Below are 15,326 nucleotides of genomic sequence, written 5' to 3' on the forward strand. Positions count from 1 at the left end.
CGATCTTCACTCGGGTGCGACACTGAGCCAGTCGGCGAACCCGGAGGGGTCGTGCCGGCCGAGTGCCCCGTGCTCGAAGAGTCCCCAGCCGGCGCGGGTGGTGCCGTCGGACTCCCGGCATTCGGCGCGGCCGACGTGATCGATCACGCCGAACGGCATGCGGCCGACGACCTCGGCACTGGTCATGTCGTAGGTGCGGCGTTCGGTGAAGTCCGTTCCGCGCCAGACGCCGTGGGTCCAGTCGGGGTCACCACCGTAGCCGCCGCCCACGTGAATGGGCACGGGCAGCAGCGACTCCACCTCCAGGGTGACCGGCGAGCCTCCTGCCCCGGTCGTGGAAATCGTTGCACCGGTGGGAACGCGGGTGCCCGGCGCATAATGCACCGAGATGCTCGGCCAGCCCAGTTGCTCGACGCGTCCGTCCTTCCAGACCCGCGAACAGTCGTTGAGTGTGCGGTAGCCGTCGGGATCCTCCTGGATGATGAGGACGAGCTGAAAGTCGTCGAAGGCCATCGGGACATACAGCCACCACATACCCTCGAACGGTGGATCCGCCGGCCGCCCCGACGGTTCGGGCTCGCCGACCGGCCGGATTCCCCACGAACGGTCGCGGGTGCCGATCCAGGCGGACGGGTCGACGACGATGTCCTCGCCGTCGACGGTGATCGACCCTCGCCACGTACCGACCTGAGCGAACCGCTGCGCGTCGAGGGTCACCTTCGTGCCCTGACGCATCACGTGCGGCTGTTCGAGAAGGGCGTCGAACAGGCCCTCCCAGTGCAGATCGAGCGCGATGCCCTCGGTCTCGGCGAGCGTCAGGTGCAGAGCGCGAAGTGGGTCGTCGACGGCCAGTGAGTAGTTGCCGACGGTCTGCTCGAGCCGGTTGTCGTCGATCGCGTCGCTGAGGTGCACCGCGGTCTGGGCGTCGGTGCCGTCCGGGTTCCGCCGCCGGATCAGCACGAACGCGTCCTTGACACCCAGGTTGGGGTAGTAACCGATGCCGGTGATGAGAAAGATGGTGCCGCTGCGGTCGTGCGCGTTGAGGTACGCGCGGTCGTAGAAGTTGCGGTCGCTGTTGCCGGGCCAGGCGATCGGCTGCGGCAGTTGGTGAATGGGATACTCGTCCATCGGCCCCAGGCCGCGTCGACTCATGTGGTCAGTCCTCCTCGAGAAGTCGTTCGAGCAGTGGTCGGTGGTAGAACAGGGTGCCGTCGACGTCGTCGGGACGCTCCAGTTCGCCGAAGTGCACGCGGCGGGCGCCGGTCCGCATGAAGACACAGCACCATTGGACCGCGGCATGGACGTAGAACCAGCGCAGGTCGCCCAGCTCGATTCCGGTGAGTTCGCGGTAGGTGTCGCGGACGTCGTTCTCGCGGAGCAGGTCCGGCAGTCCGGGAAGGCCCGCCATCGTCGCGAGCTCGTGGAAGACCCGGTGTGCGAAGATCACCCAGGCGATGTCCAGTTCGCGGGGGCCGGTGCGCGCCATCTCCCAGTCGAGCACGGCCGTCGGGGTGAAGTCGACGAACATCATGTTCCCGATGCGCGAATCGCCCCAGGACAGCACCGGTTCGGCGTTCGCGGCGTCGTCGGGGAAGTTGTCGGCGAGCCACTCGAGCGCCCGCTCGACGAGAGGTGAGCGACCGATCCCCTCGACCGAGAAGTCGTACCAGTCCCGCAACCAGGCGAGCAGACGAGCGAGTGGGGTGTCACCGGCGGGTAGGTCATCGGCGAGGAAGTCGAAATGCCGGGCCGCGTCGGGGATCGAGTGCAGGTCGGCGATCACGCCGACCGCGGACTCCTGGGCCCGCCGGCGATCGTGCTCGGCGGCGTCCCCGAACCAGTTGTCGCCGAACGTGTACGGCATGACATCGGGCGGGACTTCGCCCTCGCACCGATCCATGAGGAAGAACGGGGCTCCCAGCAGCGAGCCGGTCGGCTCGAGGTGGTGGACGGCCGGGACCGGGACGTCGCTGAGACGGGCGATCAAGCGCATCGTCTCGTACTGGTGGTCCATACGGTAAGAGCGGAACACTGGGACGTCGTTGTTCGACGGCGCCATACGCATCACCCAGTGCCGGGTGGGCTCGCCGGGCCACGACACCGAGACGGGGATCGTCTCCGACGACATGCCGTTGCTGTCGCCCCCCGCCGCGACCGTGACGGCGGGGGTGTCGTCGGGAGTGTCGTCCTGCTCGGTGAGCCAACGCGCGAGCGTGGCCGGGACAGAGGTGTTGTCCCGGCTCGAACGTTGCAGATGGTCTACCTGCTCGACGGCGGGTTCGGCGGCCATGGCACCCCCTGTGTTCGACAGCGAGAGATTCGCTACGGTGAGTAGCGTTATGACAGCAGAACGGTCGGGCGGTCCGCAGCGACTTCGGGAAATCTCTGGTTGAGAGTGGGCAAGCGATGAGTACTGAGACGGGAGAAGCGGTCTCGGGGCGGCCGCGCGACCTGCGTATCGACTCCGCGGTGCTCGACGCCGCCGCCGAACTCCTCGTCGACGTCGGATACCGCAAACTCACGATGGCCGCGATCGCCGATCGCGCGGGGACGACGAAGACCGCGCTCTACCGTCGCTGGGCGGGTAAGGCGGAGCTGGTGCACGACGTCGCGTTCTCCCGGATGATGCGGCTGCCGACGTCCAGCGGCGAGGTGGGCGCCGACATCCGCACGATGGTCGGCGCAGCCCGCGACCTCTTCGCGAGCCCCGTGACCCGCGCGGCGTTACCCGGGTTGATCTCGGACATGGCCGCCGATCCCGAGCTGGCGGCACGTGTGCACGCCGGGTTCGCGGAAGTGTTCGGCGCCTTGCGCGATCGCCTCGTGATCGCGGTCGATCGCGGCGAGGTGCATTCCGACGTGGACCCGGACCGGCTCATCGAAGCAGTCGGCGGGGCTGCGATGCTGCACGCGCTGCTGCTGGACGCCCGCGAATTCGACACCGCGTGGGCTGATCAGCTCACCGCGATCGTCGTGCACGGAGTTCTCCGATGAGAAACCCGAACCCACCTACACTCGTGAGATGACTGCACCGAGCAAGAACACCGACGAGGTCGTCGAGCAGATCCTGTCCACGTACGACGCGATCACCGTGGTCGGTGCCAGCGCCAATCCGTCGAAGGCCGCCAACGAGGTGCCGGCGTACATGAAGGACCGTGGCTGGCGGATCATCCCGGTGAATCCCGCGGCCGACGAGATCGTCGGGGAGAAGGTGTATCGAACCCTCGCCGACATCCCCGAACAGGTCGGCCTCGTCAACGTGTTCCGCCCGGGACCCGAGTGCGCCGACGTCGCGCGGGCGGCTGTCGAGGCCGGCGCGACCGCGCTCTGGCTGCAGCTCGGGATCATCTCGGCGGAGGCGCGGGCGATCGCCGAGGATGCGGGTCTGCTGTACGTCGAGGACCGCTGCCTGATCATCGAGCAGCGCCGCACCGGTATCGTCCCCGGCTGACGCCGACGGTGACCCGGTGAACTTCCTCGACGAGCTCACGCACCAGCGACTGCCGCTGTTCCTGCTGTTCGCGTCGTTCGTCATCACGTTCATCGTCACGCGGGTGATCACCCGACTCATCCGGGCGGGCAAGGGCCCCTTCCGCAACAACGTCTCAGACGGCGTGCACGTGCACCACATGGTGCCCGGTCTGATCCTGACGATCGTCGGCGCCTTCCTCTCGGTGGCTGTCAACGGGGCGTCGCCCGGTGCGGAGATCAGTGCGGTGCTGATCGGTGTCGGCGCCTCACTGGTGCTCGACGAGTTCGCACTGATCCTGCGCCTTCAGGACGTGTATTGGTCACCGGAGGGCCAACTCTCGGTTCAGGTGGTGGCGCTGACAGTCGCCGCGCTGGGCATGGCGGTCCTCGGGTTCAACCCGCTCGACGACGCGGACGTGGAGATCGGTCCCGTCGCGCTGGTGGCCACCGTGCCGATCAATGTCGCCTGCGCGATCCTGTGCGTGCTCAAGGGCAAGTTCTCCACCGCCATCGTCGGCGTCTTCATCCCGGTGTTCGCCTGGGCCGGTGCCATCCGGCTGGCCCGGCCACACTCGGCGTGGGCGCGCCGGCGGTACGCACCGGCGAAGACGGAGAAAGCGCGGGCCCGCGCGAAGAGCTTCGACGACCGTTGGGGCCGTTGGGGTCTGAGCATCGGCGACCTCATCGCGGGCAAGCCCACCGATCCCACGAGCGTGGTCGCCCCGTCGCTGGAGGCCTCGGCTCCCGCCGATCCCGGGCCGATTCACCCGACCGACGAACGTCAACTCGACTGATGGACTTCGATCGAAGTCCATCAGTCGAGTTCGAGTTCATCAGTCACCAACCGCGAACGCGTCTCGGGCAATGTCGACGGACCGTGTTGCGGCAGCGGAGGTTTTCGACCTCCAGAGCAATCCCAGATGTGCGGTGGCATCGACATCCCGGATCGGCACCCCGACCACGCGGTCGTCGGCCGCGGCGATCGACTCGCTGAGAATGCCGACTCCCATTCCGCTGTAGACCAACTCGATGATGGCGTCCGGCGACGAGGCCTCGATCGCGGGTCGGATGGCTCCTCCGGCGACCGAGGCCGCCGCGTCGAACACGCTTCGGATACCCGCGCCGCGGGGCAGGCAGATGAGCGATCGGTCGCGGAGTGAGGCGAGATCGACGGTGCGGCCCCGGGGCCGGCTCCTCGTCGGAAACACTGCGACGACCCGCTCGGCGATGATCGTCAGCGACTCGACCCCGGGCGGGAGATCGTCTCCGTAACCGGCCAGGGCGATGTCGAGGTGTCCGCGGTCGACCGAGGTGATGAGGTCCGCGGAGGGCGACTCGCGAAGGCTCATCTCGATCTGTGGGTGAGTCGATCGGAAGTCTCCCAAGGCGGCGAACAGCGGTGCGACGGTACACCCCAAGACCGCGCGAACGCCCGAGGACCTGACGAGACTCTTCGTCGAGTTCTCCAACGCCGGGGACGCCGAGGCCGTGGCCTCGCTGTACGACGAGAACGCGGTGATGGCGTATCCGCCCGGTGAGGTCACGCGCGGACGGGCCGCGATCCGGGATCTCTGGGCATCGGTCTTGGCGCACCGGCCGACCTTCGCGCCGGAACCGCCGTTGCCGACCCTGGTATTCGGGGACGATCTTGCACTCACGTCGACTCCACCCCGTGATGGTGCAGGTGCCCGCGCGCAGGTGGTGGCGCGGCAGGCCGACGGATCGTGGGTGCGGATCATCGACCAACCGGAGTTCCAGGCACCGAAGTACTGAGACTCCGGGCCCGGATTTCTGAGGCCGGATTCAGATCCCGTGCTAGCTTCGCTGTGGTGGCGGTTACATCCGCCGGGCGACGGTGCGAAGGGACGGATCGGGCGTGGGAGTACCGGAAGCGGACGGTGTCGCCGCGAAGATCGCGTCCCGGCTCGGCGACAAGCGTGGTGGCACGCTCTTGGTCGAGGGCGCGAGACTCCTGCCGGCGGGCGCGAGCAGGGCGACGTACGCGGCCACCCTCGTCGACGGAACCGGGCAGGTCGAGCCGATCATCATCCGCGCGGTTCCCGCTGCAACCGACGACGGCGGACTGCGGGCCGAGGCGCAGGTCCTGCGTGCCGCCGCCGACGCCGGGGTGCCGGTGCCGGAGATCCTCGACGCCGGATTCGACGAGGACGACAGCGCGCTGGGATTCCCCTATCTGGCAATGAATTTCATCGACGGAGAATCCATCCCGCGGCGCATTCTGCGAGACGATGCCTACGAGGGTGCGCGCGCCGGATTCGTCGATCAGTGCGGCGAGATCCTCGCACGTATCCACCGGATAGACGTCGCACAGACGCCCGGTCTCGGTGATCTCGGCGATCCGATCGACGGTTTGCGGGACCTGTTCCCACGCGAGTTCGATGCGATGCCGGCCGGCCTGGTGCTGGCCACCCAGTGGCTCACGGACAACCGACCCGAACCGTCACCACGGCACACGCTCGTGCATGGCGACTTCCGGCTGGGCAATCTGCTCGTCGACGCCGAAGGAGTTGCGGCGGTTCTGGATTGGGAACTGGTGCACCTCGGCGATCCCGTCGAGGACCTAGGTTGGCTATGTGCGAAGGCGTGGCGTTTCGGAGGGTCGACGCCCGTGGCCGGGATGGGTGACCGGACCTCGCTCCTCGACGCCTATGCGCGCGAGGCGGGTTGGCGTCCCACCGAACAAGCCCTGCGCTGGTGGGAGCTCTACGCCACCGTCAAGTGGGGACTGATCTGCGCGGTGCAGGCCGCCCGGCACCTCGATGGCGTCGAACGATCCGTCGAACTGGCCGCGATCGGACGCCGAAGTGCCGAGCAGGAGTTCGACGCACTGCTCGACCTGGGTCTCGTGTCGCCGGGACCGGTACCCGATCCGCTGGCCGAGGCGCCGGGCGAGGAACCGGACAACGATCTCTACGGTTCACCGACTGCAGTCGAACTACTCGAGGCGCTCACCGAATTCCTGCGGTCCGACGCGGTACAGGCAGACCTGTCGCCGCAGGTGCGTTTCCATACGAGAGTGGCCGGCAACGTCGTCGACGTCGTGCGTCGACAGATGCTCACCGGTGCACGGGACGCCGAAGCGAGCGCGCAACGTCTGAGTGCGCTCGGGGTCACTGATCAGCACGCGCTGTGCGAGGCCCTGCGTTCCGGCGAACTCGACGGCACCGACCCGAAGGTCCGTGACGCCGTTGTCGCCGACGTACGGGCGCGACTCCTGGTCGCCAACCCCAAGTACTTCGCGGTCCCTCACCCGTGACCGCCGGACATCCGATCCCAACCGAGAGGGGTTCATCGTGGACTTCGCGCTGCCCGAGTCGCTGACCGACTATCTTGCCGAACTCGATGCCTTCATCGAGGCGGAGATCATTCCCCTCGAGCAGACCGACGACAACATCCGCTTCTTCGACCATCGGCGCGAGGACTCCCGAACAGACTGGGAGCGTGGTGGTTTGCCGAACAAGGAGTGGGAAGCTCTTCTGGGAGAGGCGAGACGACGCGCGGATGCGGCCGGCCACTTCCGCTACCCCTTCCCGTCCGAGTTCGGTGGTCGGGACGGATCGAACCTGGCGATGGCGATCATCCGCGAGCACCTGGCGTCGAAAGGTCTGGGGCTGCACTGCGATCTGCAGAACGAGCACGCCATCGTCGGCAACAACATCGGGCTGCTCCTCATGCTCGAGTACGGCACCCCCGAGCAGCGGGAGGAATGGGTGGAGGGCCTGGCCGCGGGTACGAAGTTCTTCGCCTTCGGCATCACCGAACCCGACCACGGCTCCGACGCCACGTGGATGGAGACGACCGCCGTCCGCGACGGCGACGACTGGATCATCAACGGCGAGAAGACGTGGAACACCGGTATCCACGCCGCCCATCGCGACATCATCTTCGCGCGCACCAGCGGCGAACCGGGCGAGGCCCGCGGCATCACGGCGTTCCTCGTCGACCCGCAGGATCCGGGTTTCGCCGTGGAGGAATATCTCTGGACGTTCAACATGCCCACCGACCACGCGCACATCACGCTGCGGGACGTCCGGGTGCCGAACTCCGCGGTGTTCGGGGCGGAGGGAGCCGGCCTGCAGGTCGTGCAGCACTTCTTCAACGAGAACCGCATCCGGCAGGCGGCCTCCAGTCTCGGTGCCGCCCAATACTGCGTCGACCGTGCGGTGGCCTACGCCAACGAGCGCGCGCCGTTCGGCAAGAAGCTCTCGACGAACCAGGCGATCCAGTTCCCGCTCGTCGACCTGCACACCCGGTGCGCGATGATCCGGGCGCTGATCCGCGAAACCGCCTGGAAGATGGACACCTACGGGCCGTTCGCCGCGTCGGCCGAGGTCTCCATGTGCAACTACCAGGCGAACCGGCTGTGCTGCGATGCCGCCGACCAGGCGATGCAGGTGTTCGGCGGACGCGGATACTCGCGGCACGAGCCGTTCGAGCACATCTACCGGCACCATCGGCGCTACCGGATCACCGAAGGTGCCGACGAGATCCAGATGCGACGCGTCGCCGGATACCTGTTCGGTTTCATGTCGGGAAAGGCGCCCAAGGGAGTGCAGTCGTCCTGAGTAGGCTGACCACATGATCGCGGTCATCATCATCGTGGCCACTGTGGTGGTTGCCCTGTTCATCCTCGGCGGCGCCGCCTGGTTCGCGTACGACTCGGACAAACGGGTGCGCACCTTCGCCCGATCCACCGACCTGATTCCCGGCCGACCGGGTCGGGCGCCGGAGAGCTGGGCCACCGACAACACCCGGGAAGCACTGCTGCATCGGCGCATTCGATACGCGATCGCCGACGTGCATGCCAACCCGGCGATCCCGCACGACGACGAACTCGTCGCGGCACGCAACCGCCTCGACGACGCGGTCTTCGAACTCGACGACCGGCTCATCGCATCGGTGGACCTCGGTGGCGAGGAGGCGACCGAAACCCTCGACCGAGCCGAAGCCGGGATCAAGGACCTCGAGAAGCTGCCGAAGAAGCTATGGGAGGCCCCCCGCGAGGAACAGCTCGCCGACCTCGACCGCGTCGCCCGAGTGCTGTCGCGCGGCTGACGGTCAGATCACCGTCGGCCGTGGCGGCGGGTCCGGCTGCGGGGGAGCCGGCTGTGGGTCGGGAGCCGGCGGCGGGGTCGGAACGGGAATCGGCGGCTCCGGGATGGGCTCGGGCGCAGGCACGGGCTCGGGCGGAGGTGGGGGCGGCGGGACCGGTTGACTCATGTGCGGACTCCTCTCGACGCGAATGTCTCGTTCGCGGTTCGCTTGGTTCGTCCTGATGGCTTCTCCGACGCTACGCCCGTGCCGGGAGCCCGGCCACCGGGCGACACTCAGGGGCCGGCGAGTTCCAGCAGTGTGCGCACGGTCCGCAGGTTACGGCCGGTGCCCTGTACACCCAGGCCGCGCGCGATGACCGGTGCGGTCAGGGTCGATCGTCCGGCCCCGTCGGCGTAGCGGATGTGCAGGTCGGACCCGAGGACGCGGACCACATCGTCGCCGAAGTCCTTGCGTTCGAACGCGGCCACCTTGTCGCGCGCCGGTTCGCCGGTCAGGAAGTAGACGTAGGAGTATTTGTCGTCGACGACGTCGAACGGATGCGCCTCGAGCGCGGCCCGGACCTGTTCGGGCGAGCGGCTGATGACCTCCCGGAACCAGCCGTAGCGATCCTGCAGCGCGGTTTCGAGCGCGCGGTCGAACCGCTCGGGGTCGGCGGGCGGCGAACAGATCAGGTTCCCCGACGCGATGTAGGTCGAGATTTCCGTTGCCCCGAGATCGGCTGCCAGATCACGTAATTCGGCCATGGGGAGTTTCGCGCCGCCTACGTTCACCGCGCGGATCAGCACGATGCGCCGGCTCACGAACGTACCTTCGACAGGTCGGTCCGAATCAGCATCACGTTGTAGTCGTCCCACCGGGAGACGACGAAGTAGAGGTCCCTACCCGACGATCGAGGGTGGATGTAGGGCGTGTACAGACCGCTGGACTGCTTGTGCGAGACGAGCACCCGCTCGCCGCTCCACGGACCCACGGGTGACGGCGACGTGCGCATCACTATCGTCCCCGATCGCTCGGTCAGCATGATGAACCGGCCGAGGAAAGCGTTGTACGCCACGGACATCTCGCTGACCGGGCCGGCGACGATCGGCGTGGCCTCGGCCGGATTCGACGACCAGCCCGTGCCGCCGCGAAAGTACTGGTATCGATCGAGGTTCAGGATGTCGGCGGGGCGGAAACGGGCCACGTGAGCAGAGCCGAAACGCCCGTTCGGAGTGCCGTACTGATAGATGTACTCGCCACTTCGCAGAAAGGCGCCCATCTGGAACCGGTTGTGGCCACGCGTCACCTGGGGGACGCCCGGGATCGTCAGGTCGGCATTCCAGCGAAGGGTGTTGTTGTCGACGGTCCAGGTCTGACCGTTGTTGTGCGACACGGCGATTCCCGAATAGTTGGTGTTCCAGCGGCCTGGGCCAAGCCACCGGTGGATCGACATGAAACTGACGAACTGCGTGCCGTTGATCGAGATCCCGCCGGTGGGAATCCGCCCGACCTCGATGTTGCGCACCCCGACCGCGTTGAACATGGGTTGCGCCCACGTCGGGTGGGCCGGTGTCACCGAGGCGCCCGACCGGACCGATCCGGGTACGGCGTTCGGGAATCGGATTCCCTTGGCGAGGTCCGAAGCCGCGTCACTGCGCAGCATCGTGTTGTGCTTCCAGGCCATCTGCCCCGCGCATCGGCCCCAGGTGTCACCGAAGGCCATCAGGATCTGACCGGAGCCGTTGTCCCACGGCACGCCGACGTCGGTCGCGGTGATGCCGAAACGGGTGTCGGTGCGGGCGGGACTTCGGGGACCGGTCACCCAGGAGATGGCTTTGCTGGCGCCGGTGAGCTTCGGGAGCGGGCCCTGCGGCTTCTTCCCATCCGCCCGATAGCTGCCGAAGTCGAGACTGCCCCAGCCGAGCTCGCTGGACCCCGAACTGCCGGTGCTGCCGACATCGCCCCCGGTGATGCCGGTGGCGTTGCAGACCGCGGCTTCGGCGGGTGCGGACACAGCGGCGAGCAGGCCGCCCGTGAGGGCGGCGATCGCGACGGCTGCGAGCACGCGGCGGACCGGGCGCAGACGAATCCGGCTGCGTCGACGCATGGATGTACCCCCTGGGAGATGACAGGTGGTGTCAGTGTTGCAGAAGTGTCAGCTGGGAGAAGCGTCGACGCCAAACCGAAGCCGGTGCGTGACCCGGGAGGAGCGAGCTTGCGAGCCATCCTCCGGCTCCACAAGCCTGACACTGAAGGGAGCAGTGGGGGAGTTGTTTCTCTGGGATCTGGATCGCGGCGCCCAGCGGATCAGCGGCGGGTGGCCACCGCGAACGTGCGGCGGAAGGGCAGGACCGTGCCCCATTCGCGTCGGGGATAGGCCTCGGCGAGGCGCTGCTTGAGATCGGCGACGAACTGCCCCCGGAGTTCGTCGGACAGCGCTTGCATGTACGGGCGGGCGCCGGTGCCGGACATCCAGTCGAACACGGGGTCCTGTCCGTCGAGCACGTGGAAGTAGGTCGTCTCCCAGGCGTCGGCGTGGTAACCGCGGCCGGCGAAGAACTCGAGGTACATCTCGGCGTCGAGTCGGGGCAGTGCCCGCAGGTCGCCGAAAGCTCCCAGATACGGCTCGGTCGCGGCGAGATCGGCGAGGACAGAGTGGGTGGGGGAGTCCGTGTTGTTGGGCACCTGCAGCGCGAACGCGCCTCCGTCGGTGAGGTGGCCGAGCAGTCGGTCGATGACGTCGAGGTGGTCGGGTACCCACTGAAACATCGCGTTGGAGATCATCAGGTCGACCGGCCGGTGAGGCGTCCACTGCGAGACGTCGGCGGCGTCGTAGTTGGCATGCGGATCGGTGTTGTCGCGGATCGCGCGATCGACCATCTCCGCCGAATCGTCGATGCCCAGGATCTCCGCCGACGGCCAGCGTGCCCGAAGGTGCTTGGTGAGATGACCCGGTCCGCAACCCAGGTCGATCACCGACAGCGGGTTGGTCGGGATCTGTGCGATGAGGTCGAGAAACGGACGCGCACGGACGTCGGCGAACTGCAGATAGCGTGTCGGGTCCCACACAACCATGACTCCACCCTAGCCGTGAGCCTGCGATCGGGGGTCGCGGCTGCCGTAGGCTTCCCTGCGTGACAGCTTCCGCGAAACAGGCAACCGACGGCTCCTCCGCAGATCCGGCGGCCGGCTCGGCCGTCGTCGAGATCTCGACCGACGGTGCCTGCCTGGGCAACCCGGGCCCGGGTGGCTGGGGCGCGGTGCTTCGATACAAGGGCACCGAGAAGCGGATCTCCGGGTCGGAGCCGGATACGACGAACAACAAGATGGAGCTCACGGCCGCCATCGAAGGCCTGGCGGCACTGACCAGGCCGTCGACCGTCATCATCTACACCGATTCGACCTACGTGCGCAACGGCATCATGAAGTGGGTCAACGGTTGGCAGGCGAACGGCTGGAAGACCAAGGATCGCAAGCCGGTCAAGAACGCGGATCTCTGGCGTCGTCTGGTCGAGGAGGAGAAGCGACATCAGGTGGAGTGGCGCTGGGTCAAGGGGCATGCCGGCGATCACTTCAACGAGATCGCCGACGAACTCGCGACCACCGCGGCTCGATCGGTGGCCCGATGACGCCGGTGGCGGTGGCCGTCGAACCCGTCCGCGACGAGCATCTGGTCGCCGCGATCGAAGGTGCGGGCGGCCGGATCGTCGGTCTCGACGACGCCCGGGTGCTGGTGTGGATCGGGCCGCCCGGGGAGTTCCCGGAACTGCCGGACGCCGTCGAATGGGTGGCCCTCAAGACCGCGGGGATCGAGGATTTCGTCGCCGCCGACGTACTCGACGACCGTCGGATCTGGACCAATGCGTCCGGCTTCTATGCCGAGAACGTCGCCGAACACGCACTGGCTCTGCTCCTCGCCGGGCTCCGTCAGATCAACACCGCCGTCCTGCGCCACTGGGACAAGGAGCGGATCGACACCGCGGTCCGGTCGCTGCACGGTTCCACGGTCGCCATCGTCGGAGCCGGCGGGATCGGCGCCTCCCTCGCTCCGCGTCTTCGGGCATGTGGCGCTCGCGTCGTCGCGGTGAACCGGTCCGGGCGCGAGGTGCCCGGCGCGCACGAGGTCCGACGGTCGGATGAGTTGGATCAGCTGTGGGGGACGTTCGACCACGTTGTGCTGGCCGCGCCGTCGACGCCGGAGACGCGGCACATGATCAACGCCGAGAGCCTCGCCGCACTACCCGCACACGCGTGGGTGGTGAACGTCGCGCGCGGGCCCCTTGTCGACGAGGAGGCGCTGCACCGCGCGCTGGTCGACGGGCAGATCGCGGGGGCGGCGCTCGACGTGACCGATCCGGAACCGCCCGCCGACGACCATCCGCTCTGGTCGCTTCCGAACGTGATCATCACCCCGCACGTCGCCAACCCGGCGTCGGGTCTGACGCGTGAGCTCGCGCCGTGGGTCGCCGAAAACCTGCGCCGATTCGTCGCGGATGAGGAACTCCTGTCCGTGGTGACCACGAACCGCGACTACTGAGCCCGGGTGACCTGCCGGTTTCGGCCGATTTCTAGAACACGTTCTCGTTTTGTGCCTCGCCGTGGCATGGTCGACGGGTGATTCTCGACAGATTCCGGATAGACGACCAGGTGGCCATCGTGACCGGCGCGAGCCGGGGACTCGGGGCGGCGATCGCGGTCGCCTTCGCCGAGGCAGGCGGCGACGTGGTGATCGCGGCCCGCAGTGAGTCCGACCTCGCTCAGGTCGCCGAGCGCATCCGTGCGGCCGGCCGACGGGCGCACGCCGTCGCCGTGGATCTCGCCGATCCCGACGCCGCGGCGGCACTCGCTCAGACCGCGGTCGATGAGTTCGGTCGCCTCGACACCGTGGTCAACAACGTCGGCGGTGCGATGCCGCGGCCGTTGTTCGACACCAGTCCCAAGCACCTGCGGGACGCCTTCGACTTCAACGTCGGCAACGCGCACGCGCTGGTCGTCGCCGGCGCCAAACAGATCCTCGCGACCACGGGCCAGGGGTCGATCATCAACATCACCTCCGCGGTCGGCCGCGTGCCCGGACGCGCCTATGCCGCCTACGGCACCGCGAAAGCCGCTCTCGCGCACTACACCCGCATCGCGGCGATGGATCTGAACCCGAAGATCCGGGTCAACGGCATCGCTCCCGGCGCCATCCTGACCTCGGCGCTGGAGATCGTCGCCGGCGACGAAGGGATGCGCACCGAGGTCGAGACCTCCACGCCGTTGCACCGCCTCGGTGATCCGGAGGACATCGCCGCGGCGGCGCTCTACCTGGCGTCGCCCGCCGGTGCGTATGTCACCGGCAAGATCCTCGAGGTCGACGGCGGGATCATCGCGCCCAACCTGGATCTCCCGATCCCGGACCTCTGATCGGCCCGGAACGTTCAGTCCGAGCCGCGCTCCAGCGCGCCGGCGATCTGCTGTTCGAGATGTGCGGCCGCCACCCGGGGAACGTCGATGATGCCGTCGAGCTCGGCACGGACCTTCTTGTAGGCGGCCTGCCTCTCGGCCGGCGTGGCGCCGGTGTCGGCGGCGACGTTGATGAGTTTGCGTGCCCGGTCGAGTGCCTCGCGTTCGATGGGGGAGAACCCGGTCTGCTTGCGACGCCGCGCTTCTCGCTCGGCAGCGTCGAACGCGGCGGCGTAGTCGCCGACCGCATCGCGGTACTCGGCGAAGTCGGCTGCGGACATGGAGGCCTCGGCCGTGCCGACGGCGGCGGAATCCGATTCGGGCCGTAGATCATCCGCGCGGACCCGGGCCCGGTGGAAGGCGAGCGTCAACGGTTCGCGCATGTCGGTCATCAGCGGGTACTCGATCAGTGTTGCGAGATCGAGTTCGTAGGCGAACCACTTCTCGTTGAGCGCGTCGTGCTGCTTACGGACCCGGCGCAACTGGTCGGCCGAGGTCGTCGTGAGCTTCAGCTGTTCGGTCTGGGCGTTCGCCTTGATCCGGGCGAGCTCGATCTTGTCCTTGCGTCGCTTCTCGTTGTACTTGCCGATCGAACCGGCCCACCCGCCGACGACCGCGCCGACCGGGAAGATCAGCCACCAGTAGCTCTCGGCGAAGTCGACGATCTCGTTCACGGCTCAAATGTACCGAGAGAAGGCCGAGGTCATTAGGGTGAACACATGGCCGACCCAAGACGCGCCGAAGCTCAGCCTCGACACCGTCGAGGCCTGGCGAGAGTGGTTGCGCGACAACCATGAGACCTCGCCGGGGGTGTGGCTCGTCTTCTGGCGCAAGGGTTCGGGCCGGGAACCGCTCGACTACGACGAGTGCGTGCGCGAAGCGCTGTGCTGGGGATGGATCGACGGTCACACCCGTGTCATCGACGCCGACCGCCGCGGCATGTGGTTCACCCGGCGCGGTCGCAACAGCGGATGGTCGGCGTCGAACAAGGCGCGGGTCGCCGACCTCGCGGCCGCCGGCCGCATTCAGCCCGCCGGGCAGGCCGTCATCGACGACGCTCAGGCCCGCGGCCTGTGGACGCTGTTCGACGACGCCGAGGCGCTCATCGAATCCCCCGAACTCGCCGCCGCCCTCGACGCCGATCCCGTCGCGCGGGCCAACTGGGACGCGTTCCCGCCGAGTGCGCGCAAGGTCGGACTGTCGCAGCTCGCCCTGGCGAAGCGGCCGGAGACCAAGACCAAACGCATCGCCACCATCGTCGAACGGGCGGCGCGCAACGAGCGGCCGGCGTGACCCTTCGTGACGCGCCCTCCGCAAGCTCCGGGCGCTCCTCAGGGAGCGGGGATTGGTCGCGC

The 15,326-nt window shown here is 67.9% G+C and carries 17 protein-coding genes and 1 pseudogene; 11 read left to right on the top strand and 7 right to left on the bottom strand.

All coding sequences use genetic code 11. From position 1 onward, the window contains the following. Nucleotides 1-6: 6 nt before the first annotated feature. Together M4D77_RS15265 and M4D77_RS15270 are read right to left on the bottom strand one after the other, a co-directional pair. Nucleotides 7-1,152 (bottom strand): hypothetical protein, encoded by a 1,146-nt coding sequence (locus M4D77_RS15265; RefSeq protein WP_259936607.1) that lies wholly within the window; start codon nt 1,150-1,152, stop codon nt 7-9. A gap of 4 nt (nt 1,153-1,156) precedes the next feature. Continuing rightward, nucleotides 1,157-2,290 carry a phosphotransferase family protein gene (locus M4D77_RS15270; RefSeq protein ID WP_259936608.1) on the bottom strand — a complete coding sequence of 378 codons (1,134 nt, stop codon included), beginning with the start codon at nt 2,288-2,290 and terminating at the stop codon, nt 1,157-1,159. A gap of 116 nt (nt 2,291-2,406) precedes the next feature. On the opposite strand from M4D77_RS15270, the gene M4D77_RS15275 reads away from it, so the two are divergent. From M4D77_RS15275 to M4D77_RS15285, 3 genes are read left to right on the top strand one after another with little or no spacing between them, the layout of a single operon-like run. Continuing rightward, a complete protein-coding gene (locus M4D77_RS15275; RefSeq protein WP_259936609.1) occupies nt 2,407-2,994 on the top strand; it encodes a TetR/AcrR family transcriptional regulator in 588 nt (195 codons plus the stop codon). A gap of 28 nt (nt 2,995-3,022) precedes the next feature. Beyond that, a complete protein-coding gene (locus tag M4D77_RS15280; RefSeq protein WP_259936610.1) occupies nt 3,023-3,451 on the top strand; it encodes a CoA-binding protein in 429 nt (142 codons plus the stop codon). Nucleotides 3,452-3,467: 16 nt separating this feature from the next. Continuing rightward, complete coding sequence (locus tag M4D77_RS15285; protein WP_259936611.1) at nt 3,468-4,265, top strand: hypothetical protein; 798 nt, start codon at nt 3,468-3,470, stop codon at nt 4,263-4,265. Between the two features lie 39 nt (nt 4,266-4,304). Here the strand turns inward: M4D77_RS15285 and M4D77_RS15290 are convergent, their stop codons facing one another. Beyond that, entirely contained in the window at nt 4,305-5,015 is a 711-nt protein-coding gene (locus tag M4D77_RS15290) for a LysR substrate-binding domain-containing protein (RefSeq protein WP_259936612.1), read from the bottom strand. On the opposite strand from M4D77_RS15290, the gene M4D77_RS15295 reads away from it, so the two are divergent. From M4D77_RS15295 to M4D77_RS15310, 4 genes are all read left to right on the top strand, one after another. After that, nucleotides 4,912-5,244, top strand: coding sequence for a nuclear transport factor 2 family protein (locus tag M4D77_RS15295; RefSeq protein WP_259936618.1), 333 nt, complete (start codon nt 4,912-4,914; stop codon nt 5,242-5,244). The two genes, M4D77_RS15290 and M4D77_RS15295, sit on opposite strands and share 104 nt — an antisense overlap. A gap of 103 nt (nt 5,245-5,347) precedes the next feature. After that, nucleotides 5,348-6,748, top strand: coding sequence for a phosphotransferase family protein (locus M4D77_RS15300; RefSeq protein WP_259936613.1), 1,401 nt, complete (start codon nt 5,348-5,350; stop codon nt 6,746-6,748). 37 nt (nt 6,749-6,785) lie between these two features. Continuing rightward, nucleotides 6,786-8,057 (top strand): acyl-CoA dehydrogenase family protein, encoded by a 1,272-nt coding sequence (locus tag M4D77_RS15305; RefSeq protein ID WP_058252783.1) that lies wholly within the window; start codon nt 6,786-6,788, stop codon nt 8,055-8,057. Between the two features lie 13 nt (nt 8,058-8,070). Continuing rightward, the gene (locus M4D77_RS15310) at nt 8,071-8,547 is read left to right on the top strand and encodes a hypothetical protein (protein WP_065629435.1); all 477 of its coding nucleotides are present in this window, start codon (nt 8,071-8,073) and stop codon (nt 8,545-8,547) included. A 272-nt stretch (nt 8,548-8,819) separates the two neighbouring features. Here the strand turns inward: M4D77_RS15310 and M4D77_RS15315 are convergent, their stop codons facing one another. The 3 genes from M4D77_RS15315 to M4D77_RS15325 all read right to left on the bottom strand — a co-directional run bounded on the left by M4D77_RS15315 (nt 8,820) and on the right by M4D77_RS15325 (nt 11,601). Then, nucleotides 8,820-9,347: a DUF1697 domain-containing protein gene (locus M4D77_RS15315; RefSeq protein ID WP_259936614.1), complete on the bottom strand. Its 528-nt coding sequence runs from the start codon at nt 9,345-9,347 to the stop codon at nt 8,820-8,822. Further along, the gene (locus M4D77_RS15320) at nt 9,344-10,633 is read right to left on the bottom strand and encodes a DUF4185 domain-containing protein (protein WP_259936615.1); all 1,290 of its coding nucleotides are present in this window, start codon (nt 10,631-10,633) and stop codon (nt 9,344-9,346) included. The genes M4D77_RS15315 and M4D77_RS15320 overlap by 4 nt, the downstream gene beginning before the upstream one ends. A gap of 200 nt (nt 10,634-10,833) precedes the next feature. Beyond that, a complete protein-coding gene (locus M4D77_RS15325; protein ID WP_137811002.1) occupies nt 10,834-11,601 on the bottom strand; it encodes a methyltransferase domain-containing protein in 768 nt (255 codons plus the stop codon). Between the two features lie 59 nt (nt 11,602-11,660). On the opposite strand from M4D77_RS15325, the gene rnhA reads away from it, so the two are divergent. From rnhA to M4D77_RS15340, 3 genes are all read left to right on the top strand, one after another. Beyond that, nucleotides 11,661-12,155: a ribonuclease HI gene (gene rnhA, locus M4D77_RS15330; RefSeq protein ID WP_068971454.1), complete on the top strand. Its 495-nt coding sequence runs from the start codon at nt 11,661-11,663 to the stop codon at nt 12,153-12,155. Then, nucleotides 12,152-13,063, top strand: coding sequence for a D-isomer specific 2-hydroxyacid dehydrogenase family protein (locus M4D77_RS15335; protein ID WP_068971453.1), 912 nt, complete (start codon nt 12,152-12,154; stop codon nt 13,061-13,063). The genes rnhA and M4D77_RS15335 overlap by 4 nt, the downstream gene beginning before the upstream one ends. Nucleotides 13,064-13,140: 77 nt before the next feature. Continuing rightward, the gene (locus M4D77_RS15340) at nt 13,141-13,932 is read left to right on the top strand and encodes an SDR family oxidoreductase (RefSeq protein ID WP_068971452.1); all 792 of its coding nucleotides are present in this window, start codon (nt 13,141-13,143) and stop codon (nt 13,930-13,932) included. A 14-nt stretch (nt 13,933-13,946) separates the two neighbouring features. Here the strand turns inward: M4D77_RS15340 and M4D77_RS15345 are convergent, their stop codons facing one another. Next, complete coding sequence (locus M4D77_RS15345; RefSeq protein ID WP_068971451.1) at nt 13,947-14,645, bottom strand: hypothetical protein; 699 nt, start codon at nt 14,643-14,645, stop codon at nt 13,947-13,949. Nucleotides 14,646-14,690: 45 nt separating this feature from the next. Here M4D77_RS15345 and M4D77_RS15350 point away from each other — a divergent pair. Further along, a pseudogene (locus tag M4D77_RS15350) lies at nt 14,691-15,264 on the top strand (YdeI family protein). Nucleotides 15,265-15,326 lie beyond the last annotated feature (62 nt).

It is taken from the genome of Gordonia sp. p3-SID1431, from assembly GCF_025143765.1.
GTDB lineage: Bacteria > Actinomycetota > Actinomycetes > Mycobacteriales > Mycobacteriaceae > Gordonia > Gordonia hongkongensis.